At 63.2% G+C, this 21,876-nt stretch carries 16 protein-coding genes; 10 read left to right on the top strand and 6 right to left on the bottom strand.

The genetic code is table 11. The annotated features are described in order from the left end of the window. Positions 1-17 precede the first annotated feature (17 nt). The 5 genes from IPM49_01040 to IPM49_01020 form a co-directional block, all read right to left on the bottom strand. Positions 18-2,786, bottom strand: a complete 2,769-nt coding sequence (locus IPM49_01040) for a DNA gyrase/topoisomerase IV subunit A (GenBank protein ID MBK9273110.1) — start codon at positions 2,784-2,786, stop codon at positions 18-20. Continuing rightward, on the bottom strand, positions 2,783-3,211 hold the full coding sequence (locus tag IPM49_01035; GenBank protein MBK9273109.1) for a hypothetical protein: 429 nt from the start codon (positions 3,209-3,211) through the stop codon (positions 2,783-2,785). The genes IPM49_01040 and IPM49_01035 overlap by 4 nt, the downstream gene beginning before the upstream one ends. After that, positions 3,208-3,978 (bottom strand): hypothetical protein, encoded by a 771-nt coding sequence (locus IPM49_01030; GenBank protein ID MBK9273108.1) that lies wholly within the window; start codon positions 3,976-3,978, stop codon positions 3,208-3,210. Before IPM49_01030 ends, IPM49_01035 begins: the two co-directional genes overlap by 4 nt. 53 nt (positions 3,979-4,031) lie before the next feature. Further along, entirely contained in the window at positions 4,032-5,939 is a 1,908-nt protein-coding gene (locus IPM49_01025; protein ID MBK9273107.1) for a type IIA DNA topoisomerase subunit B, read from the bottom strand. A gap of 170 nt (positions 5,940-6,109) precedes the next feature. Continuing rightward, positions 6,110-6,889 (bottom strand): hypothetical protein, encoded by a 780-nt coding sequence (locus IPM49_01020; GenBank protein ID MBK9273106.1) that lies wholly within the window; start codon positions 6,887-6,889, stop codon positions 6,110-6,112. Between the two features lie 179 nt (positions 6,890-7,068). Between IPM49_01020 and IPM49_01015 the strand changes: the two genes are divergently transcribed. After that, positions 7,069-9,009 carry a hypothetical protein gene (locus tag IPM49_01015; GenBank protein MBK9273105.1) on the top strand — a complete coding sequence of 647 codons (1,941 nt, stop codon included), beginning with the start codon at positions 7,069-7,071 and terminating at the stop codon, positions 9,007-9,009. A gap of 46 nt (positions 9,010-9,055) precedes the next feature. Here IPM49_01015 and IPM49_01010 read toward each other — a convergent pair whose 3' ends face one another. Further along, positions 9,056-12,028 carry a fibronectin type III domain-containing protein gene (locus IPM49_01010; protein MBK9273104.1) on the bottom strand — a complete coding sequence of 991 codons (2,973 nt, stop codon included), beginning with the start codon at positions 12,026-12,028 and terminating at the stop codon, positions 9,056-9,058. 164 nt (positions 12,029-12,192) lie between these two features. Between IPM49_01010 and IPM49_01005 the strand changes: the two genes are divergently transcribed. From IPM49_01005 to IPM49_00965, 9 genes are all read left to right on the top strand, one after another. Continuing rightward, positions 12,193-12,822: a GNAT family N-acetyltransferase gene (locus IPM49_01005; GenBank protein MBK9273103.1), complete on the top strand. Its 630-nt coding sequence runs from the start codon at positions 12,193-12,195 to the stop codon at positions 12,820-12,822. Positions 12,823-12,836: 14 nt separating this feature from the next. After that, entirely contained in the window at positions 12,837-13,202 is a 366-nt protein-coding gene (locus IPM49_01000) for a LytTR family transcriptional regulator (GenBank protein MBK9273102.1), read from the top strand. Between the two features lie 175 nt (positions 13,203-13,377). Next, the gene (locus IPM49_00995; GenBank protein MBK9273101.1) at positions 13,378-13,710 is read left to right on the top strand and encodes a GNAT family N-acetyltransferase; all 333 of its coding nucleotides are present in this window, start codon (positions 13,378-13,380) and stop codon (positions 13,708-13,710) included. Positions 13,711-14,056: 346 nt separating this feature from the next. Further along, complete coding sequence (locus IPM49_00990; GenBank protein ID MBK9273100.1) at positions 14,057-14,683, top strand: GNAT family N-acetyltransferase; 627 nt, start codon at positions 14,057-14,059, stop codon at positions 14,681-14,683. A 32-nt stretch (positions 14,684-14,715) separates the two neighbouring features. Beyond that, a complete protein-coding gene (locus IPM49_00985) occupies positions 14,716-15,858 on the top strand; it encodes a hypothetical protein (protein MBK9273099.1) in 1,143 nt (380 codons plus the stop codon). Positions 15,859-15,934: 76 nt separating this feature from the next. Then, positions 15,935-16,573, top strand: coding sequence for an isoprenylcysteine carboxylmethyltransferase family protein (locus IPM49_00980; GenBank protein ID MBK9273098.1), 639 nt, complete (start codon positions 15,935-15,937; stop codon positions 16,571-16,573). Between the two features lie 38 nt (positions 16,574-16,611). Then, positions 16,612-17,637 carry a hypothetical protein gene (locus tag IPM49_00975; protein MBK9273097.1) on the top strand — a complete coding sequence of 342 codons (1,026 nt, stop codon included), beginning with the start codon at positions 16,612-16,614 and terminating at the stop codon, positions 17,635-17,637. Between the two features lie 5 nt (positions 17,638-17,642). Beyond that, positions 17,643-18,671 carry a T9SS type A sorting domain-containing protein gene (locus IPM49_00970; GenBank protein MBK9273096.1) on the top strand — a complete coding sequence of 343 codons (1,029 nt, stop codon included), beginning with the start codon at positions 17,643-17,645 and terminating at the stop codon, positions 18,669-18,671. Between the two features lie 175 nt (positions 18,672-18,846). After that, positions 18,847-21,876 (top strand): CHAT domain-containing protein, encoded by a 3,030-nt coding sequence (locus IPM49_00965; GenBank protein MBK9273095.1) that lies wholly within the window; start codon positions 18,847-18,849, stop codon positions 21,874-21,876.

Raw genomic sequence — 21,876 nt, 5'->3', positions numbered from 1 at the left:
GCGGACCGGTGCCGGCGTCAGTCCAGCCCCAGGGTGATCTGCTTGCCAGGCTCGTAACCGATCAGCGGGTCCTCCGGCGACCGCTCCACCTCCTGAACGGCCTGCTGCCGCTTGAACCGCTTCACCGGGCTCTCCTCGAGGCCCTCCTCCTCGGGCGCCTCCAGGTTGCCGATCTCCTCATCGCTGATCAACATGCCCTGTACCTCCTCCAGCTCGGGGGTCATCGGGATGAAAGCCGGATCCAGGAGCTCCAGTTCCTTCACCTTGAAGGGCGTGAGGCGGTTGCCGAGGGCCTTCACCCCCTTCACCGCGATGAAGGACTCCAGGTCCACCTCCTCGTCGGGCCGGTCGCTGCTGCGCTTGTCGAAGCTCACCCGCACGCGCGGATGGCCCACCAGGCTGTGCACGGCCAGCCGGCTCTCCGGATGGTCCGTGATGAAGGACATGGGCTCGCGCGAGGGCTCCACCAGGAAGCGCTTCACCTGGAACTGCTGCTTCTCGCCCTCCCAGTACACGGCGCTCACCACCGCCTTCGGGTCCCACTTGACCACGGTGACGGCGTTGTCCGGGAAGTGCGTGCTGAGCACGAAGGGGAAGAGCTGGTAGCTGCCGTCGCTCATGATGGCCAGGATGCGGTCCTCGCCGGAGAAGCGGCCCAGGTAGCGCCCATGGCCGGTGTCGTTGAGGCGGCGCACCGTCTCGTCGAACCAGATGGGGATGGCGCCGAGCGTGCTGCCCCCGCGCTCCTTCAGCACCACCTTCTGCACCATGTAGCGCGTCAGCAGGTTGCCCTTGCTGCCCCGGCCCTTCACGGACAACTGGCTGAAGTCCACGTCGAACTTCGTTCTGCGCAGGTTGGGCCGCGGCCGCAGCGTGACCTGCAGCACTTCGGCGGCGCCATCGGGGTTGGCGCTGAAGTACTCCACCCTGCTTCCGGGCGCACCGCTGGTGAGGTCGTACTCCTTGTCGCGCGTGATGCCGGTGACGGCGAAGCGCTTCATGTAGTACGCGCCCTTGGGGCCGTCCTGGTACACCATGTGGTAGATGGTGCGCTCATCGTTCTTCTTCCACACGCCCACGTGCAGCACGCCCTTGCCGATGAACTTCTTGTCGGCCACCTTGGTGACGAGCATGGTGCCGTTCTCGCGGAACACGATGATGTCGTCGATGTCCGAGCACTCGTCCACGAATTCGTGGTTGCGCAGGCTCCAGCCCATGAAGCCTTCGGCCTTGTCCACATAGAGCTTGCGGTTGGCCACGGCCACCTTGGTGGCCACGATGGTGTCGAAGGTGCGCAGTTCGGTGCGGCGCTCGCGGCCCGCCCCGTACTTCTTCTTCAGCTCCTTGAAGTGCTCCACGGCATGGTCCACCAGGTGGGCCAGCTTGTCCTTCACCTCGGCGATCTGGTCCTCCAGGCCGCGGATGTGCTCGTCGGCCTTGAAGCTGTCGTACTTGGAGATGCGCTTGATGCGGATCTCGGTGAGGCGGAGGATGTCCTCCTCGGTGACGGGCCGGCGCAGTTCCTTGACGTGGGGCTTCAGGCCCTTGTCGATGAAGCTCAGCACCTCCTCCCAGGTCTCGGCCTCCTCGATCTTGCGGTACACCTTCTTCTCGATGAAGATGCGCTCCAGCGAACTGAAGTGCCATTGGGCCTCCAGCTCCTCCAGCCGGATCTCCAGTTCGAGCTTCAGCAGGCGCAGCGTGTTCTCCGTGCTGATGCGCAGCAGTTCCTTCACCCCCACGAAGCGCGGCTTGTCGTTCTCGATCACCACGGCGTTGGGCGCGATGCTCACCTCGCAATCGGTGAAGGCGAAGAGCGCATCGATGGTGGTGTCCGGGCTCACGCCGGCGGCCAGGTGGATGAGGATCTCGGCGTTCTCGGCCGTGTTGTCCTCGATGTGCCGCACGCGGATCTTGCCCTTCTCGTTGGCCTTGATGATGCTCTCGATGAGCGAGGTGGTGGTGGTGCCGAAGGGGATCTCGGTGATGACGAGGGTCTTGTTGTCCTCCTTGCGGATGCGGGCCCGGCAGCGCACGCGGCCGCCCCGCTCGCCCTCGTTGTAGTTGCTCACATCGGCCAGGCCGCCCGTGGGGAAGTCGGGCACCAGGTCGAAGGAGCGCTTGCGCAGCACGGCGATGCTGGCGTCGATGAGCTCGTTGAAGTTGTGCGGCAGCACCTTGCAGCTGAGGCCCACGGCGATGCCTTCCGCGCCCTGCGCCAGCAGCAGCGGGAACTTCACCGGCAGGAAGATGGGCTCCTTGTTGCGGCCGTCGTAGCTCAGCTGCCACTCGGTGGTCTTCGGGTTGAAGACCACGTCCTTGGCGAACTTGCTGAGGCGGGCCTCGATGTAGCGGGGCGCCGCGGCGCTGTCGCCCGTGAGGGTGTTGCCCCAGTTGCCCTGGCAGTCGATCACCAGGTCCTTCTGGCCCAGCTGCACCAGCGCATCGCCGATGCTGGCGTCGCCGTGCGGGTGGTATTGCATGGTGTGCCCGATGATGTTGGCCACCTTGTTGTAGCGCCCATCATCGAGCTCCTTCATGGCATGCAGGATGCGGCGCTGCACGGGCTTCAGGCCGTCGTACAGCGCGGGCACCGCGCGTTCCAGGATCACGTAGCTGGCATAGTCCAGGAACCAGCTTCGGTACATGCCGCTCACGCTGAACGCACCACCGGTGCCCGGGGCCAGGCCCGGCACACCGCGCTCACCACCCTCCTGCGCTGCACCTTCCACCGGACCTTCCTCCGCCCCGGTGCGCTCCTCCGACCCGTCCTGTTCGTCGTTCATGGCCATGTTCCACAGATCGTCTCGGGACGACCGAATGCGTTGTTGTTGGTGAGCCGCAGTTCCAGGCAGACCTCCTGGCCGGGCAGGTACTCCAGGCGATAGAAGCGCAGCGTATGCGAACCCGGCGGCACCTGCCCCACCAGCGTGCGCGTACCCTCCACGAGGTCGTGCACCTCCACCTGATAGCTGGCGGACGCCAGGAAGAGGCTCGCGTTCACCTTGAACTGCACCACCTGGCGGTAGAAGTTCGGCGGACCGAGCACCTGCTCCACGAAGATGGTGTCCAGGCTGAAGACCGCCGGCCCCGCGTAGTCAGCGTCGAATGGGTTGTTCGTCAGGGCCGCGAGGTCGATGTCGTCCTTGTAGCAGCCGGCCAGCCCCAGCAGCAGGGCGGCCATGATCGGCAGGTGGCGCAGGGTGCTCATCGCAGGGGGATCGTCAGTCCGGCCGCCCACACCCCACGTCCATCGGGGCCCGGCAGCCATACCAGCCCATCGAAGCGCACCTTCTCCCTGTCGTCGAACAGGGGCAGCGGGGTCCGGTCCGCGCGGCGGTACGACCAGATGGTGTAGGCCGCCGCGACGGCAAACACGCCGGTGCTCACGCCGAGCATCACCTTGCTCCGGCGGAAGTCGTCCTGATGCGCCGGGATGCCGTCGTTCTTCAGTTCGGCGATCTCGCCGGGGTCGGCGCTCGTGGTGTAGAGGTCCTTGTCGTCCCGCAGTTGTCGCCCGGCCTTGCGATAGTCCAGGTAGGCGGCCGTGGTCCATGCTGCGGCGCCCACCGTGGCCACCGTGGGCAGGGCCTTGTTCAGCCACAACCGCTCGCGGAAGCGCTTCACCTCCTGTTGGTGGGCCAGGAATTCCGCCGAATACGGCAGCCGCACGACCAGTTCGCGGCTGCTGCCGGCACGGACGTACACCGTGGTGTCCACGATCCGGCGGGTGGGTGCCCAGAGCTGCAGCCGGTGGTTGCCCTCCGAGAGGTCCAGCACGCGTTCCTGCATGCGGTGCGCGCCGTCCAGGATCACCTGGAAGTCATGCCCCGGATCCACCACCAGACGCAACTGGCCGGTGGTCTGGGCGATGGCCGGCTGGACGAGGAAGCAGACCGACCAGACGAGGAGGAACGCGGTGATCGGGCCACCGGCTCCTGCTTGTCCTGAGCGCCGAACCCCACGCGACGTGCGCACGGTCGCATGACCACCTGTGGAAACGTTCCGGTTCCGTTGCAGTGCCGCCGTTCTCATACCTCTTCCTCGACTTCGTCCAGTTTACGGGCGATGGCCTTCACCGGGTCCTCCGGCTTGTCGTTCACCACGTCCTTCTCCACGCGCAGGTTGCCGATGATGAACTCCTGCCGCTCGGGGGTGTTCTTGCCCATGTAGAAGTCAAGCAGCTGCTGCACGGCGGCCTCCTTGGTGATCATCACCGGCTCCAGCCGCATGTCGGGCCCGATGAAGTGCTTGAACTCGTCGGGGCTGATCTCGCCCAGACCCTTGAAGCGGGTGATCTCCGGGTCGCGGCCCAGCCGGGCGATGGCCTGTTGCCGCTCCTCGTCGCTGTAGCAGTACACCGTCTCCTTCCGGTTGCGCACGCGGAACAGCGGTGTCTGCAGGATGTAGAGGTGGTCGTTCTTCACCAGGTCGGGGAAGAACTGCAGGAAGAAGGTCATCAGCAGCAGCCGGATGTGCATGCCGTCCACATCGGCGTCGGTGGCGATCACGATGCGGTTGTACCGCAGCCCGTCCATGCCGTCCTCGATGTCGAGCGCGGCCTGGATGAGGTTGAACTCCTCGTTCTCGTACACCACCTTCTTGGTGAGGCCGTGGCTGTTGAGCGGCTTGCCCTTGAGGCTGAAGACGGCCTGCGTCTCCACGCTGCGGCTCTTGGTGATGCTGCCGCTGGCGCTGTCGCCCTCGGTGATGAAGAGGGTGGTCTCCTGCTTGCGCGGATCGTTCTTGGGGTCGCTGAGGTGGATGCGGCAGTCGCGCAGCTTGCGGTTGTGCAGGCTGGCCTTCTTGGCGCGTTCGCGGGCCAGCTTGCGGATGCCGCTCAGCTCCTTGCGTTCGCGCTCGCTCTCCAGGATCTTCGACTGCAGGGCCTGCGCGGTCTCCGGATGCTTGTGCAGGAAGTTGTCCAGCTTGGTGGCCAGGAAGTCGCCCACGAAGCTGCGCATGCTCTGCCCGCCGGGCTCCACCTCCAAACTGCCCAGCTTGGTCTTGGTCTGGCTCTCGAACACCGGCTCGATCACCTTCACGGCAATGGCCGCCACGATGCCGGTGCGGATGTCGCCCGCCTCCCAGTCCTTCTTGAAGAACTCCTTGATCACCTTGGCCACGCCCTCGCGGAAGGCGCCCTGGTGCGTGCCGCCCTGGGTGGTGTGCTGGCCGTTGACAAAGCTGTAGTACTCCTCGCCGTAGTGGTTGGCGTGGGTCATGGCCAGCTCGATGTCGTCGCCCACCAGGTGGATGATGGGGTACAACGGCTCGCCGTCCATCTTGGTGGTGAGCAGGTCCAGCAGGCCGTTCTTGCTCTGGAAGCGCTGCCCGTTGTACACGATGGTGAGGCCCGTGTTCAGGTAGCAGTAGTTCCACAGCAGCCGTTCGATGTGCTGATCGCGGAACTGGTAGTGGCGGAACATCTCGGTGTCCGGTTCGAACACCACGCGCGTGCCGTTGGCCTCGGTGGTGGGCTGCAGCTTCTCATCCTTGCGCAGCACTCCGCGGTCGAACTCCGCACGCTTCATCTGCCCGTCGCGCACGCTCTCGATGCGGAAGTAGGTGCTCAGGGCGTTCACGGCCTTGGTACCCACCCCGTTCAGGCCGACGCTCTTCTTGAAGGCCTTGCTGTCGTACTTGGCGCCGGTGTTGATCTTGCTCACCACATCGATCACCTTGCCGAGCGGAACGCCGCGGCCGTAGTCCCGCACCTCCACCCGGCCGCCGTCGATGCGGACCTCGACCTTCCTGCCGTGGCCCATGACGTACTCGTCGATGCAGTTGTCCAGCACCTCCTTCAGCAGGATGTAGATGCCGTCGTCGTAGCTGCTGCCGTCGCCCAGCTTGCCGATGTACATGCCCGGCCGCAGGCGGATGTGCTCCTTCCAGTCCAGCGACCGGATATGCTCTTCACCATAGTTCGTCTCGCTCATCGTGCTTCATCGCCCATCCGGCCCGGAGGGCACCGTCCAACGCGGTGGCCGTTCGGGCCTGAACGCCGGAGATCCAACAGGGACAAGGGTTCCGGCGGGGCGCCACGAAGGTAACCCAGCCCCGGCAGCCCCGGTCGGCCGATCCGGGGAACGGTTTTCAACGATCCGGCTCAGTTTTCAACAGACCGGGCGGTCGCGGCCTGCAGCGGCGCAAGCCAGCCCACGGTCAAGGCCCCGAAGGCCTGCCTTCCGCCATGAAGGGACACATCGGTGGACCCGAACTCCACCCCGCCCACAAGACCGAGCAATAAGCCGCGCAGCGGCTGGTAGCGAAGGCCGGCCTGGAAGGCGGTCACCAGCAAGGCGCGATCCTTCACGGACGGCTGCAGCACGTAGGTGCTGCTCGTCACTTCCGTCCATTGGGGGACCCAGCCCGGGTCGTAATGCGTCGTGGTGGTCTCCACGGTGCCCACCTCCTGTCCGGAGGCGACGAAAGCCAGCCGCACCGCCGGTCCGGCGGTGACCGCCAGCGGTCCTGTAGCCTGCCACCACCCGTGCACGGCCAGACCGCCCTGGAACAGCGGAGCGCTGAAGCGCCCCGACCATCGGCTCACGTCGCTCCGCAGCGAGGATGGCGCCGTGTGCGCGCTCTCCGAGCGGATCATGGCACGCTGGCTTCCCAAGCACACCTCCGGACCGATCAGCAGTCCGCCGCGGCCGCCCTCCGGCCGGACGAGCACCGCGAGCCCCGCACGGAACCCGAAGGCATGGATCCGATCGCTCCCCATGAAGGTGCGACCATCTCCGTCCCGATAGCCCGGCACCAGCCCGCCTTGCACCAATGAGGGGCCCACCTCCAGCAGCATCGCGGGCTGCGCGTCCGCCACGGTCATCCAGGTCGCCGCGGTCCACAACAGGACCAGCTGGCGGAGGCCGGCGCGTCGTCGCATGGGCATGGAACGCATGACCACAGCGATCATTACGGCAGCTGCTGCGTCACCGTCCCGGTCGGCACCGTGCCGCCCACGTTGCTCAGGATCGGGTCGCGGTCGTTGCCGGTGATAACCGCGCTCCTGACCTGGGATGAACCTCCGACAAGGCTTCATCCGACGAACCTAACCCGACGACCATGAACCGCCACCTTCCCCTGACCGCGGGCATTTTGCTCCTCGCGCAGCTTCACACCCATCGCCTGCCGGCACAGGAGCAGCTCCCACCGCACGAATACGAGGTGCATCCGGAACTCCTCAACCCGGACGCATTTGAGCAACCGACCGGCGTGCTTGCAGGACCGGCTCAAGCGATCCTGGATCGCAGGATCCAGCCCAGCATGCTGGGTGTGCAGGAAGAAGACCGGGCTGACCTGCGGTACCTCGGGAAAGTGAACCCCGTTCCGTCCGCAGTGGATTCTCTGAAGCGCATCCTGAACGAGGCCACCGAGCATCTCGGCTGGCGTGAGGGAATGCCCTTGCCGGAGCCGGTCGACCCCAAGGCCTCCTCACCCTCTGTAGGATTCTCCTTCGATGCGAACACGATGACCACGGTGACCCCGCCGGATAATGGACTGGCCATCAACGACCAGGATGTGCTGGTCTCCGTGAACAACGGCGGCCTGCGGATGTACCGGTATGATGGCACGCTGCTGGCCGATCACACGTGGCATGGATTCACCGGCTTCGCGCAGTGCTTCGACCCTCGGGTGATCTACGACGCCGAAGCCGATCGCTTCGTCATCACGGTCCTTTCCGGCACGCACTCATCCACCTCACGCCTGCTCCTGCTCCTCTCCAGTTCGATCGACCCCATGGCACCCTGGCACATGTACGACTTCCCTGCTTCGCAGCTCACGCAGCACATCGGCAGCGGGAACTGGATGGACTTCCCCGCCGTGGGCTTGTCCGACAAGGACCTGTTCGTCAGCGTCAACCTGTTCAGCAACAACAACGACATCTTTCAGCGGTCGGTGATCTTTCAGGTGCCTCATGGGCCGGCCTATGCCGGAGGGGCCTTCACCTACCTGATCTGGTCGGTGCCGACGAGCCCCTTCAGCGGATACCATGTCACGCCGGCCCCGAACGGATGGTCCGGCCGCTTCGGAACCGGGCAGTACTTCGTCGAATCCCGGCATGCCGGAGGCGGGCAGCTCCGGGTGCTGCGCATCACCGACCATAGCAACGGTTCGCCGCAGCTTACCCAACAGCTGGTGAACGTGACCGGGTACTCGCTTCCGGCAGACGCCCATCAACCGGGATCCATCAAGCGGCTCAAGGTGAACAGCTGTGCGATGCAGAACGTATTCCACCTCGATGGCCACCTGCACGGCGTGCTCACCACCGCCAGCAACGCCTCGATCGCCAAGGTCCGCTACATCCGCATACGCTTATCCAACATGTCCACCTTCAGCACCACCTTCCATTCGAGCGCGGAGAACAGCCTGGCCTATCCATGCGTGATGCCCTACAGCAACTACGCCCAGGGCGGACCCGACAGGAATGTGATCGTCGGGATGCTTTCCAGCAATGCCACCACCATGTATCCCTCCATCCGTGTGGTGAACTGCGACGATGCCGGCACCTGGTCGAACTCCGTGACGGTGAAGGCCGGACAAGGACACATCGCCTACACGACGAACAGCACCCAGCGCTGGGGGGATTACATCGGTATGTGCCGTGAGCATACCGCATCGGATGAGCCACGGGTGTGGATCGCCGGCGCATACGGCACCTCTTCGCACGTGTACCGCACCCGTATCGCCCAGATCGGCGCGATGGGGTCCATGACCGGACTTGACGATCTTCCACACGAAGAACCCTTGACCGAGGCGCATGTGCATCCCAACCCGGCTTCGGAGCGGGCCGTGTTCGAGTTCATCGTCGAAGAGGCACGACCCACCCAGGTCATCCTGCTCGACCCACACGGCCGCATGGTCAGGGATGTGTTCGCGGGTCTGCCCCGTGCGGGCAGGAACCAGATCGCCTTCGACGTCTCCGACCTGCCTGCCGGCCTCTACCTCATCTGCAGCCTCATGGATGGGGCCGTCCAGCACAGCGAACGCATCGTGGTCCAGTGACCCCGACGGCGCGCCACGGCCGGAGGTTGGCCTCCGGCCGTGACGTTCACGGCAACTGCTGCGTCACCGTCCCGGTCGGCACCGTGCCGCCCACGTTGCTCAGGATCGGGTCGCGGTCGTTGCCGGTGCCGGTGTACTTCACCTGCCCATCGAGGGTGACATCCGCCGGCAGATAGCCGGAGGCGGTGTTCGTGGGCACCGCCCCCCCGATGGCCGTCAGGATGGGATCACGGTCGTTGCTCCCGCCGGTGTACTTCACCTGCGCATCGCCCACCACATTGCCCGACCACAGCAGGGTCCGACCGTTCGCGCTCTTGCGTGCGTTGGTGCCCCAGGTGGCCGTGGTGGCCACGCTCAGGTCCAGCGCGGTGGCCGTGGCGCTCAACGCGATCGGCTGCGCCGTCATCACCCCCAGATGATTGCGGTGACGCACCGCCACGTGGTAGCTGCCCGCGGCCTGGCAGAAGCCCAGCGGCGAAATGCCGTCCACCGCCACCACATCCCCGTCCCGCTGCACCAGCGCGGCCCGGGCCTCAAGCACCTGTGCCGGCACGGTCGCCGAACGCAGTTCCACCAGCACCCAATCCGTGATGGCGTTGGCGCCCGTGACCGCCAGGACCGATGCGTTGGTGGTGGTGGCACCCGTGAGCGTGTGGCCCAGCGCCGTGTAAGGTTCAGTGAGGGGCAGAACGCCCTGCCGCCGCAGGCTGTCCACCATCAAGCTGGCCGCGCTTCGCCACGCCCCGTCCAACAGCACCTTCGCCGCGAGCACGGTGGGCGGAGCCACCTCGCAGGGCGGCGTGCCGGTGGTGAAGGAGCCGGGCTGCGTCCAAAGCGATGTGCCGCCCTGCCCGCCGATCGTGCCCTGGCAGACCGAACGCACTTGGAACTGATGCGCCGTGCTCCAGGCCAGCCCGGTCAGCGGCAACGTGGTGCCGGTAACGCCTGGAACAAGGGTCCACGTGGGTGCCGTGCTCTCCTTCCATTGCACGTCGTAGCCCGAAGCGCCTTGCACGGCCGACCAATTCAGCGTGGCGCCATTGTACGTGATGCCCGTCACGGACTGGCTCTGCGGACGGTCACAGGTGCTGGACTGGGCGGTGATCGACAGGCTGTAGCACGCCACCGGATCGCTGGCCCCGTTGGAGCCGAAGACATGCACGACGTACGCGCCGGCCGCCGCATTGGCGTAGTTGATGAACTCGCTGTTCGTGCCGCTGTTCTGCGCAAGGGCCAGCTGGTTGCCTCCGGCCCCCAGCAGCCGCACGTTGTAGTTCGCCGGCAGACCGGACAGGAAGATGCTGATGGTGCTCGTGCCCGTGATGCTGAACCCATAGTGATCGGCGTCCGATGCCGTGGCGATCAACGCACTGATGTTCGCTGGAAGCACCACCTGTGCCGCTGTGGCGAAGGTCTCGTTCGGCTCCAAGGCATCCGGGCAGGGCGCCGGGGTGGTGAACACGGTGCTCGCGCTGAACGCCGAACTGGACGCTCCGCAATCGCTCTGCACTTGGAATTCGTAAGCCGTGGTCTGCGAAAGCCCGGTGAGCGCATAGGTCGTGGTGGTCAGCCCCGGGATGGTGGTCCACGTGCTGGCGGCCTGTGGTTTCCAGCGCAGCGTGTAGGACGTCACGCCGAGGTTCGACCAGCTCAAGGTGGCCGCGTTGCTGGTGAGGTTGGTGACGCTGAGCGTGCCCGGCGGATCGCAGCTGCTGCCGCATTGCGCCAGGCAGGTCGCCGCGTTCACCCGGTTGCGGATCACCGCCGCGGGCTGCGGACCGAAGCCGTTGTTGAAGTTGATGCCCACCCCGCCCACCAGGTGGCAGTAGCTCATGATCGTGCCTCCGCCCGCCGGCAGCGGACCTGTGGCGCAGGACCCTTCCGTGTAGCCCGCCGTGGGACCACATCCGTCGATCGCCGTGCCGTTGCCGTTCCACACGCAGGCATGGGTGTGCGCCGAGCCCAGGTTGTGCCCCTGCTCGTGCGTCACCACCTCCACGCTCCAACTGTACGTGGGCACGTTGCTGTAGCTGCTGTTGATGTCGCTGTACGCCATGCGCGACGAGGTGCTTCCGCACAACGAGTTGATCCACGCGATGCCGCCCCCACCGCTGTAGCCCAGCAGGTGCGCCAGATCGCCGTTGAAGCTGGTGCGGAACGCGCCGAACTGGTTGAGGTAGTTGCTCGTGCTCGGGCCGGTGTATGGACTGGGCACGTCCCACACGAACACCTCCTGCAACTGCACGTCCACCCCGTCGTTGTCGAACAGGATCGCGCTCTGGTTGAAGAGGCCGGTGACGTAGTTGGTGGTGGCCACCACGCCGCCTTTGTCCTGGAAGATGGGGTGGTCCACCTCCCAGTAGAACTTCACGCAGCGGATCGTCCGGTCATCGGCATCACCCTGCAGCTCGCCGGCATGGTAGTGACCACCCGTGTACTCCGCCCCACAGTTCATTGGACGCCGTTCACGCAGGTCGTGCTCGCGATACACCACATGAACGTCCTCGTTCTTCAGCCGCCCCAGCACGAGCGTGCCCTGCGCATCGCGCACCAGGCCCATCAGCTCATCACCGTACACGCTGAGCCCCGCCACGGAGGAGTTGTCACCCATCACCCGTCCCCTGTAATGCACCCCGGGGTCGACCAGCACCGTCCCGTGTGAGGCCGTGGTCACCGTGAACCCGTCGGCCAGCGGGGCCCACCGCTCGAGCTCAAGCGTCAGCGGTCCATCCGGTGTGGGCAGGGTGAAGCGGAAGGTCGATGGGGCATCGTTCCGAAGGGCGATGGCGGCCTCCCGCGCCACATGCAGCGTCGTGGCTCGCGTGCAGGCCTGTTGCCAGAGGGCGGTCGTTCGCGCATCCTCCGCCGCGGCCTGGACCAGGGTCCTTTCCGGAAAGGCGGCCCCGCGATCGTGAAGCGCCTGGATGCGAGCGGCCACCTGGCCGATCCCGGGATCCTGGGCCGCAAGCCCGGCGGACAGGAGTGTGAGCTGGAGCAGAAGAGCGCGGCGAAGCAGCATGTATGCAAGGTAGGGAATGGAAGCGCGGCCTTCTGGTCGAACCGCCCGGTGCTACGGGGCTGTGCACCGGGGCCTCCTTGGGGTCGACGGACGTGATGCTGTCGAGGAGCCGCACCTGATAACCGGGGCCACGCGGATGGAATGCACATCCAGAAACCAGCGCCATGTGCACCCTCCGCCCCATCGCCTCCCATGCCGAGGTGCTCGACTACCACCGGTTCCGGCATGCCATCTATGCGACCAGTGACCAGCGCGAGTTCCTCGCCGGACCGGAGGGCTTCGACACCGACGAATACGACGCGACCGCGCTGCACCTCGGCTGGTACGAGCATGATCGCTTGGTGGGCTGTGTGCGGTTGCTCAACCCGATCAAGGCCCGGCATCCGCTGCACCTCTTCAAGGACCTGGGCGAAGGCCCGCTCCGGGATGCCGCACTGGATCTGGTGGCACAGGCCAGGAAGGACGGGAAGCCCGTGAGCGAAGTGAGCCGCCTGTGCCTGGCGCGGGAGAAGCGCTCGCTGGCCACCACCCGCCGCTTCGTGCTGGCCATCATCGCCACCGCACACCGCTACGGCCGCGACCATTGCGTGTTCACCTGCGATGCGCCGCATGCCGCCTTCTGGCAGCGCATGGGCTTCGCGGTGGTGGACGGCTTCGCAGGGTACGCCCGTCCACGCGGCATGCATCCCGGCTACCTCCTGCGCGGCACCTACGCCGATCTCCTGAAGAAAAACCGCGCTGACCTGCAGGCCCTGGGCTTCCTGATGCTCGGGTCACTGAAGGTCGCCGCCTGAAACACCCCAACACCATGCGCACCCCATCCTTCCCCCTCATCCTCCGCACCGCCCATGGACCGTACTTCTTCAATGCCCGCACGCTGCTGCGCATCGACGCCGAGGACAAGGTTGCCCGCATCACCACCACCGATGGCCAGCACACCGTGGTGCTTCACCCGCTCAGCGACCTGGAGGATCGCCTCTGCTGCGGGCAGCGCATCGGCGACCTGCTCTTCGCGCGCACCCATCGCAGTTGCATCGTGGCCCTGCACCATGTACAGGCGGTGGACCCGGAGCGGAACCTGGTGCTCGATGAACAGCTCGTGGTGCCCATGAGCAAGCGGGCCTGGCCGGAGTTCACCCACCTGCTCGGAACTCTTCGCAGCTGGCTGCTGTGACCGGTCCGCTGACGCCGGCCATGCCACGCTCGGTCCGCCATTTCGCCCGCTGCGCGGAAAGCCCCGGCCCGACGGTTTTCCAGGCGGCCCAGCGGATAGACTTGGGCACGTGATGCCTGCGATCGATAACCGGACGAGTCCGCGTGGAATAGACCCTTGAACAACGCCCTACCCCATGATCACCCTCACCCGCATCACCGATCCCGGCAAGCTGGAGGAGTACTTCCGGTTCCGGTACAGGATCTACAGCGAGAGCCGGTTGAAAGGGTTCCTACCTGAAGGTAATGGCACTGACAAGGATGCATTCGACGAGCGGGCAGACCATTACGGATGGTACATGCATGACGAACTCGTAGGCTGTGTGCGTTTCGTGCAGCCAGATGCACATGAAATAGCCATCCCCATGCTTGGCTACATGAAGGACAGCACGGCAATAGCCGTCCATAGCTATATCAACTCACGTAGGTCGAAAGACCAGAGCATGGTCGAGCGAGCCGGTTCTGCCTAGCACCTCAATACCGCGGACTTCGTAACGCACGCGAATTCGTGCTCGCCATGACCCGCACGTTGCATAGGGCGGGGATCGATCATGGACTCTTTGGCTGTCATTCACACCATGTTGCCTTCTACGCATCAATGGGCTTCCGTCCATTGGCAGGTGCGGAAATGATCGATTGTCCTTGCGCTGATTTCAAGGGTACATGCATGGAATTCGTGTACGACCAAGTAGTGCGGTATAACGAACGTGCTGTCGATGATCCCATTGCCGAACAAGCACGTGTTCCGCGTAAAGCGGCTTGATCGATAACCGAAAGAGTCCGCGTGGAATAGACCCCTGAACAACGCCCTACCCCATGTTCACCCTCACCCGCATCACCGATCCCGGCAAGCTGGAGGTGTATTTCCGGTTCCGGTACAGGATCTACAGCGAGAGCCGGTTGAAAGGCTACGTGGCCGGAGCCGATGGACAGGACAAGGACCGGTTCGACGAACGCGCTCATCACTATGGCTGGTACTTGAACGGCAAACTCGCCGGCTGCGTGCGCTTCATCGAGGCGGATGGGAGTGCAACGCCCATCCCGATGCTCAACTACGTGGCATCCGAAGCTGCGGATGCCGTGCGCGCCTACATCGCCGAGCGCCGGTCGCTGGGCCAGCCCATGCTGGAGGCCAGCCGCTTCTGCCTGGTACCCGAACACCGGGGGTTCCGCACCGCGCGCGCCTTCGTGCTGGCCATGGTGCGGACCATGGCCCCACAAGGCTTCAGGCACGGCGTGTTCGATTGCGATGATGCGCATGTCCCGTTCTATCGCCTCTGTGGCTTTGAGCCCTTGGCTGGAGCGGTGCGTTTCCGGAAAGCCATCAATGAACGAGCCTGGACCTGCCTCACCTACGACTACGACCGCATCGCCCGGAAGCAGGGTTGGGACCAGCCTTCACCGGGGTTCAAGCGGCCTTGCGGGGTACAGATGGCGGCGTAGGGCTCAACCAATTCCAACCACATAAATGAGCCATGAAAGACTCACTATTTCCCCACATTCTCGATGGCTTGAAGCAGGCCATCGAACGCAGCAGATTCACAACAACACTGGTCATCATCGCCTGTGTGCTTTGCTCCATCGCCTACTGGAACGGGAAGGAGACCAGTTGGGGGCGTGCCCGCATGAACCGCTATATGGTCCTCGCCGAACTCGACACAATCGTCCGCAACGCAAGAGCCGCAGATCCTGATCTGTTGAGCTTCAAACAATATGTGCTATCCATACATGGTCCTAGCTTCTTGAAGGATTCCGCAATACTACAGACGAATAGGCCCGATGTCTTCAGCATCGCGCTTAAGCGCCTACACAGCATCCAGGCCATCTCAGATTCACTATACGAGCGAGCATCCGTGCCTTGGATCTCCACTGACTTCGTGGATCACATGGAATACTTGGACAGCATCACACCAATGCAGGCAGAATCCATGCGCCAGGCACTTATCGATCTGCCGAACGCTGCCGGAGAAGTCATCCATGCGCATGATGGATTCGAACAGACCAGACGTGCATACATCCGGGCCAACCTGTTCGTGGACCTCCCCTTCTTCGGACTAGCCTTTGACCTGAACGACCTCGCACTACTCTCTGGCCTCGGGTTCACTCTACTGCTGCTTGCTTTGGTGTACAACCTGCTCCGGGAACACCACAACCTGGAGACCCTCCTGGACTGGGTGAACTGCCTTCCCAGAACAACGAATGAGGAGCGTTGCACCCGACTCCGCATCTACCAGGCTGCTGCAAATTTCAATGTGCTCACCATGCCACCACAGCTCTTAGGCTGCAACGGATGCACGGATGCCGGACATGATCAGATCAAGCGGACCATGCGATTCATGTTCCTGGTCCTAAGCAAACTGATCTACTTGGTACCGGTAATTCTACACGCTATGGTCCGACAGAACGACATCGACACCCGATCTCACGGAATCGCCCTTCAGCCTGAGCGCCTGCATGAACTCGAGATCCAAAGCACCTTCTTCTTGGTGACCATTAGCATACTTACGGCGCTGGCCATGGTTTCCGCCACCCGGATAGAGCTCCTCTGGGTCACATTCGCAGGCAAGGTGCGCCCAGGACCGAACGATCCCCCCAAGCCGTGTTCGCCGCCGATCTAGTGCCCAACAGTCTTCAATCCGCGAACCCGATAACCGGATCATCCATGCTGGTATCTACCAATAAACAGCCCTCACCATGACCAAGCTCCCCTCCACCCTGCTCTTCCTGGCGCTCTTCTACGCGCTCCCGCTGGCCGGCGCACCGGCGCTCCTGCTCAGCTGGCCGGTCGTTGTCCTGGCCTTCTTCTGCACCGTGCTCTTCCTCAGCCAACCCGCCTTGAGCATGGAAGAGAGCAAAGCGCACAAGGCCACCGATGGCTGGACCATCTGGCTGATCCTCGGCGTCAGCGGCCTGGGCCAGATCCTGAGCGTGCTGGAATGGGCGTACGTGCAAGGCGCCCCGCAGGTGCTCGATGCCTGGGTGATGAGCGGTGTGGCCCTGATGGCCGGGGGCACGGCCTTCCGGCTCTGGGCCATCCGCACCCTCAAGACCAACTTCGCCGCCACCGTGCAGATCAAGCCCGGGCAGCAGCTCATCACCAGCGGCCCCTACCGCTGGCTGCGCCACCCCAGCTACACCGGTGCCTGGCTGGCCATGATCGGTGCGGCATTGCTCATGCACAGTTACCTTGGCCTTGTGCTGATGGGGCCGGGCATGCTGCTGGTGTACATGCGCAGGATCGCCGTGGAGGAACGGGCGCTGGAAGCAGGCTTCGGCGAGGCCTATGTGAACTTGAAAGCACGGACGCAACGATTGGTGCCGTGTATCTGGTAGATCGGACCGTACCCGGCCACCTCAACACCCAAACCACCATGGAACAGAACTTGCGCACCCCGCTTGCAGCGTTCCTCTTTGCGATCGCGCTTGTCAGCGCACAGGCGCAAGCGCTTAGCGATAGCCTCCTCGCACACTTCCCCTTGGACGGGAACCCGAACGATGTGATCGGCGGTCTTGCGCCGACCGACTCGGCGGGTACTCCATCCTTTTGTCCGGACCGCTTTAATGCAGCGAACGGTGCCGCGTGCTTCGACGGTTCCAGCTTCTGGAGCTATGGGGATGTGCTCGATATGGATACCAACGACTTCGCAGTGTCCTTCTGGTTCCAAGCTGATACTGTACCGCAATATCCGGTGGGATCCAGGATCGTAAGCAAGGGAGGTACGGTCTCTGGTACCACGGTTAATAGTGGCTGGGGCACCTTGATCAATGGTTTTGGAGGGGATTCCGCTCGGATCGAGTTGTTCACCGGCGACGCGAACAGCGCTGTAGATACGGTTGAGTCCGCCTTCGATATCGGTGCATGGGTCCACGTACTCATGAACCGTTGTGATACCTCGTTAAGCCTTTATCTGAACGGATCGCTCCTGGATCAGCGCTATTCGGCGCCTGATCGCGACCTGAGCGCGAACATCGTTTTCGCCATCGGGGCGTTGGACAGGAGCCCATCGCAGGACCCGGACGGTTCATTCTTCCAGGGTGCCGTGGATGACATCCGGATCTTCAAAGGCCGCTGCCTGAGCCAGACCGAGATCGATACGTTGTACTATGGGATATCTGTGCCCGTTTCGGACTTGCCGCGCGCCCTGGACCTGAGGATCCAACCTAATCCTGTGACCGATCAATTGGTCATCTTGACGAGTCTGCCGTTGGATGGCTCTTCGGTATTGAACATTACGGATGCCATGGGAAGGGTGGTCTCATCCAAGGCTCTTGGATGGCTCCGTACTCCCCCAGCCGCAGGAATCACGGTCAATGTCGCCGGTCTGATGCCAGGCACCTACTGGGTTAGCCTGGTCGGAACAAGGTACAAAGCCTTTGGGCGATTCATCAAACTCTGATACCCATGAAGAACACATTGATCCTGCTCAGCGCGCTCTTGTTCTACTGCACCGCATCGGTCGGTCAATCGCTGAACGACAGCCTCATCGCACACTTTCCGCTGGATGGTAGCCCGAACGATGTGATCGGATTGCTCACTCCGACCGTGACCCACGGCACCCCCGGATCCTGCACAGACCGGTTCGGCGACCCGAACGGCGCCGCTTGCTTTGACGGTGCCAGCTTCTGGAGCTATGGAGATGTGCTGGACATGGATACGAGCCGGTACACCATCGCCCTCTGGTGCCGCATCGACAGCATCACACCGAATGCGACCCATCACGATTACCCTCTTGCGAAGGGGACTACGGTATCCGGAACGCCTCCCCTGTCCGGCTACTCATTCGGTTTCAGAGACGATTTACCAGACACCATCAGCGCGGCTGCGATGTTCGGCAACAACACGCAAGCTTTACTCATCATGGACCATCCCGTAAGCTTCGGTGCATGGTACCATTACACGATCAGCCGCTGCGCCGAGGACGAGCTGAGCTTCTTCGTGAACGGGGTGCTTGTCGCCGCCGATCAGCTCGCACCGAACAAGAACCTATCCACCAACATCCACTTTTCGATCGGAGCTGCCGATCGTGCGCCTGCTGACCCGCCCGCTGGATTCTTCCGAGGTGTCGTGGACGATGTACGCATCTACAAAGGCCGCTGTCTGAGCCAAGCTGAGGTCGACACTTTGGCACTCGACCTTCTTTCGGTTGGATCGACACCCATCAAGAAGGACCAGCTCGGTCTTGAACTCAGCCCGAACCCCGCCACCCAAACCCTCCGCATCGACCTGACCGGCTCCGAGAAATTTACAGGCCCTGTGCTCGTCCTGAACGCCCTGGGGCAGGCGGTTCCGATCACCAACGGCTCCCTTGGACAGACCGGCACTGGCGTCCGCTCACTGACCGTTGATGTTTCGGGGTTGCCGAATGGTGCTTACTTCGTGGTCGTGGCCACGGAAAAAGGCAGAGTGCATGGGAGGTTCGTCAAGGAATAGCACCCCGCCTCTGTGCTTCTTGATGTGCCTGTATGGCTTGGTGGCGTGTATCCCAGGTGATACTCACGAAGTATCCAGAAGCGCCGAATCAAGCAGACCGACGTTGTCCGTCGTACTCGGCCAAGTGGTGATCAAACCGCGATATCCACCGCATGGTTCAGTTCCCGATAGGGCCGTGAACGAATTTGCGACCGAGGTTGATTCACTCTTTCGGAACAAACGGTTTGATGATCTGCTGGGCCGAAGGGATGATGCGGTCACCCTTGTTAACACGATCTCCAAGAGACTCGACCAGGACAGCCAAAGGGCGTTAGGGATGGCGTGCATGAAGATCCATGGGAGCACCGGCCTCTTGCAAGGCGCTGGTGCAGCGACCGACTTCTTACAAGAGATATCCCAACGATGGGATGAGGTATGGCCGGCGAGCGACTCGATGGGCACGGAGTTGATCGTGACCTTGGGTAATGGGTACAATGCGATCGGCGAGATGGAACGAGCCATGCGGAACTATGCGACCGCCTTCGAACGGGCTCGAACCGCGCGAGATTGGATGCGCGCCGGCGCACATGGGCGCGCACTCGCGTATGCTTATCTCAGAGCAGACCAACGTGATAGCGCTCGCGCCGCCTTCGCCCGGGTCATTGCATTGCATGCGTCCTCCACATCACGGGATACGAACTTCTGGGCCGGCACCCTCCTCGCTTCCACTGAAGCGGAACCGGACAGTTTCTTAATCCGACTCGAACAGGTTCGTCGGCTACTGCCCGGTGTGCACAACCCTCAGGTGATCAGCATCTACTATAGCAAGCGAGGCCAATATCTCGCCGGAAACTCGCGTACGACGGCTGCCAACACGTGCTTTCACCAGGCGGTGCTGGCGCTTGACACAGTGCGTGTCAAAACGATCGCACAGGCGGAAGGTCTGGCCGTCGAACTCCACAATACGGCCTATGCGTTCCGGAATTTAGGGGACTCAGGCCGATCCGAGCATTATGGCACGAAGGCCGTCGCGCTCAATGAAGCGCTCATGCGATCCGATGACCCGTTGGTCGCGCGGAATGCCCGCGACCGCCTGGCCGGAACGTTGGAGGCCATGCCCTTGGCGGATAGTTGCAACGCCCGGTACGGTGTCGGACCGGCTCGTCAAAAGAGCGTGCTCAGGCTTCGTAGCACCCTGACCCCGGTTCATGAGGCCCTTCTCGCAAAGACCTTCGCGAACATCGCCGCAGAGTATTACACCTGGGAGCCGACCTCCTTGGACTCCATCTCCAAGTACGCACAACTGTGCCTTGATGGCCCATGCGGCGGGGAGACCATCAGGGCTCTCCAGCTATTGGCCTTCTGCCAGACGATGGAGGGCCAACACATGGCCTCGCTCGAGACGGTGCGACAAGCCTGTGCGATCATGGCCGACAATGACCACTTCGAATGGGACTCGCTTGAACGAACGAGTTTTCCGCTCTCTCTTTGGAGCATCGAAGGTCTGGGGGACCTGGAGGAAGTGCTGGAACTTCTACAGCGGGATGTAACCTCCATTCGTTCCGCCCGGCTGCTCGAGCGCCTCTCGGCTCGTCAATCCATGATGATCGACAGCCTCTTCATGGTGGAAGGCATCGACCTATCCAAGCTCATCAGATCTCGCGAGTTGATGACCGCACGGCTCATGCGGAATGCATGGCCGGCGCCAAACGAAATACTGCGGCCCGGGCTTGCGGACAGTGTGTTCGCCTGGATGGATGACGACAAGGCCATGGCCTTCCGGCGTGATCGCTACCTGATTCGACAAGCTGGTCGGTCGGAGCTTCGAGCGTTGTTGAGCGCAGCCAGGGAGCAGCGAGAATCGTTGGCTCAACAGGGTGCCACAGAGATCCATCCGGACGTCCTGAGGTGCTCGACACGGATCGATTCGATCGAAGCAGTTCTTGCACAAGCAACTGTACCCGCTAGTGCACCGACACACGTGGACGTGGGGCTCGCCGGAGAACTGCGTGCACGCCTTGATCCGGGCACAACGGTCATCGCCTACCGCCTGACCAAGAACGATGTGTTCATGGCGTGCCTTGACCCGGACACGGTCATGCTCCATCGAGCATCTCGTGACGCGGATCTCAACCGTGCGTTGAACGCCCTGATCAACGGCCGCAGCGGCATCGATTCGCTGTCAGGCCTTGAGCTGAGCGCCAAAGCATCACTGAGCAACCTGATCCCTGAGCCGTTCATACGGCCCGGCCTGAAGGAGTTGGTTTTCCTGCCCTCGCAGGAGCTCTGCTACCTGCCCATGGAAACGCTGCCCGTTGATGATGACGGCACGACGGTCCTTGATCACTGTGCGGTCCGCTATGCACTGTCTGCTTCCACCCTGCTTGAGGAGCATGCCATTCCTCCCCTTACCGCTGAGCTTGACGTGTTCGCTTTTGCCCCGAACTATGGCTCAGGGACGCTGTTGACAAGCGATGAACACGTATCGCGTAACATGCTTATGCCTTCCGAGCAAAGGGGGCGATCAGGACCGCTGCTCCATAACGAGGATGAAGTGCGCTCCATATCGAGTACCGTAGGATCGATACCGTTCCTTGCCGGCCATGCGGATGAAGAGGCCTTCAAGACCACATTGGAGCAGGACGGCGTACTCCACCTGGCCATGCATGCGTATTCCCATGCCCAGCCGGCCCGATCCGGGCTTGTGTTCCGCGCATCAGCTGACGGGACCGCAGATTCGAGGGGAAATGACCCTTCAGACCAAGAAGATGGCGTCTTCCATGCCTATGAACTGTTCACCCGGCCGGTGAAGGCCCCGCTGGTCGTGTTGAGCGCCTGCGAAACAGGACAGGGGATCCATCAGGACGGGGAAGGCGTGCGTTCCCTCGCCCGCAGCTTCATGCTCGCCGGTGCACGCTCCACGGTCTCCTCCCTCTGGAAGGTCGACGACCTCGCCACCAAGGAGATCATGGTGAAGTTCTACGAGAAGCTGGCCGAGGGCCTGGGTAAGGCCGATGCGCTGGCCGAGGCCAAGCGGTGGTACCGGCGCACCTACCCCAACGAGCCGGCGAGCAAGTGGGCGGCTTTCATCCTGATCGGGGACAACGAACCGGTGCGGTTGAAGAAGCGCTCACCCATCCGGCCGTGGATGTGGGGAGCTGGGGTCTTGGTGGTGCTGGCTGGCGGCGCGTTCCTCTGGCAGCGGTCACGCCGGGCAGCGGCCTGA

The organism is Flavobacteriales bacterium (genome assembly GCA_016715895.1).
GTDB lineage: Bacteria > Bacteroidota > Bacteroidia > Flavobacteriales_F > PHOS-HE28 > PHOS-HE28.
The sequence above is the reverse complement of the archived record's forward strand: the minus strand, read 5'-3'. Positions and strand labels throughout refer to the sequence as shown.

What these genes read in the sequence shown, in the direction of transcription:
- IPM49_01025 (MBK9273107.1), bottom strand. Translation starts at nt 5,939, where the DNA reads ATGAGCGAGACGAACTATGGTGAAGAGCATATCCGGTCGCTGGACTGG.
- IPM49_01040 (MBK9273110.1), bottom strand. Translation starts at nt 2,786, where the DNA reads ATGAACGACGAACAGGACGGGTCGGAGGAGCGCACCGGGGCGGAGGAA.
- IPM49_00985 (MBK9273099.1), top strand. Translation starts at nt 14,716, where the DNA reads ATGAAAGACTCACTATTTCCCCACATTCTCGATGGCTTGAAGCAGGCC.
- IPM49_00990 (MBK9273100.1), top strand. Translation starts at nt 14,057, where the DNA reads ATGTTCACCCTCACCCGCATCACCGATCCCGGCAAGCTGGAGGTGTAT.
- IPM49_01005 (MBK9273103.1), top strand. Translation starts at nt 12,193, where the DNA reads ATGTGCACCCTCCGCCCCATCGCCTCCCATGCCGAGGTGCTCGACTAC.
- IPM49_00975 (MBK9273097.1), top strand. Translation starts at nt 16,612, where the DNA reads ATGGAACAGAACTTGCGCACCCCGCTTGCAGCGTTCCTCTTTGCGATC.
- IPM49_00970 (MBK9273096.1), top strand. Translation starts at nt 17,643, where the DNA reads ATGAAGAACACATTGATCCTGCTCAGCGCGCTCTTGTTCTACTGCACC.
- IPM49_01020 (MBK9273106.1), bottom strand. Translation starts at nt 6,889, where the DNA reads ATGCGACGACGCGCCGGCCTCCGCCAGCTGGTCCTGTTGTGGACCGCG.
- IPM49_01010 (MBK9273104.1), bottom strand. Translation starts at nt 12,028, where the DNA reads ATGCTGCTTCGCCGCGCTCTTCTGCTCCAGCTCACACTCCTGTCCGCC.
- IPM49_01015 (MBK9273105.1), top strand. Translation starts at nt 7,069, where the DNA reads ATGAACCGCCACCTTCCCCTGACCGCGGGCATTTTGCTCCTCGCGCAG.
- IPM49_00995 (MBK9273101.1), top strand. Translation starts at nt 13,378, where the DNA reads ATGATCACCCTCACCCGCATCACCGATCCCGGCAAGCTGGAGGAGTAC.
- IPM49_01035 (MBK9273109.1), bottom strand. Translation starts at nt 3,211, where the DNA reads ATGAGCACCCTGCGCCACCTGCCGATCATGGCCGCCCTGCTGCTGGGG.
- IPM49_00980 (MBK9273098.1), top strand. Translation starts at nt 15,935, where the DNA reads ATGACCAAGCTCCCCTCCACCCTGCTCTTCCTGGCGCTCTTCTACGCG.
- IPM49_01000 (MBK9273102.1), top strand. Translation starts at nt 12,837, where the DNA reads ATGCGCACCCCATCCTTCCCCCTCATCCTCCGCACCGCCCATGGACCG.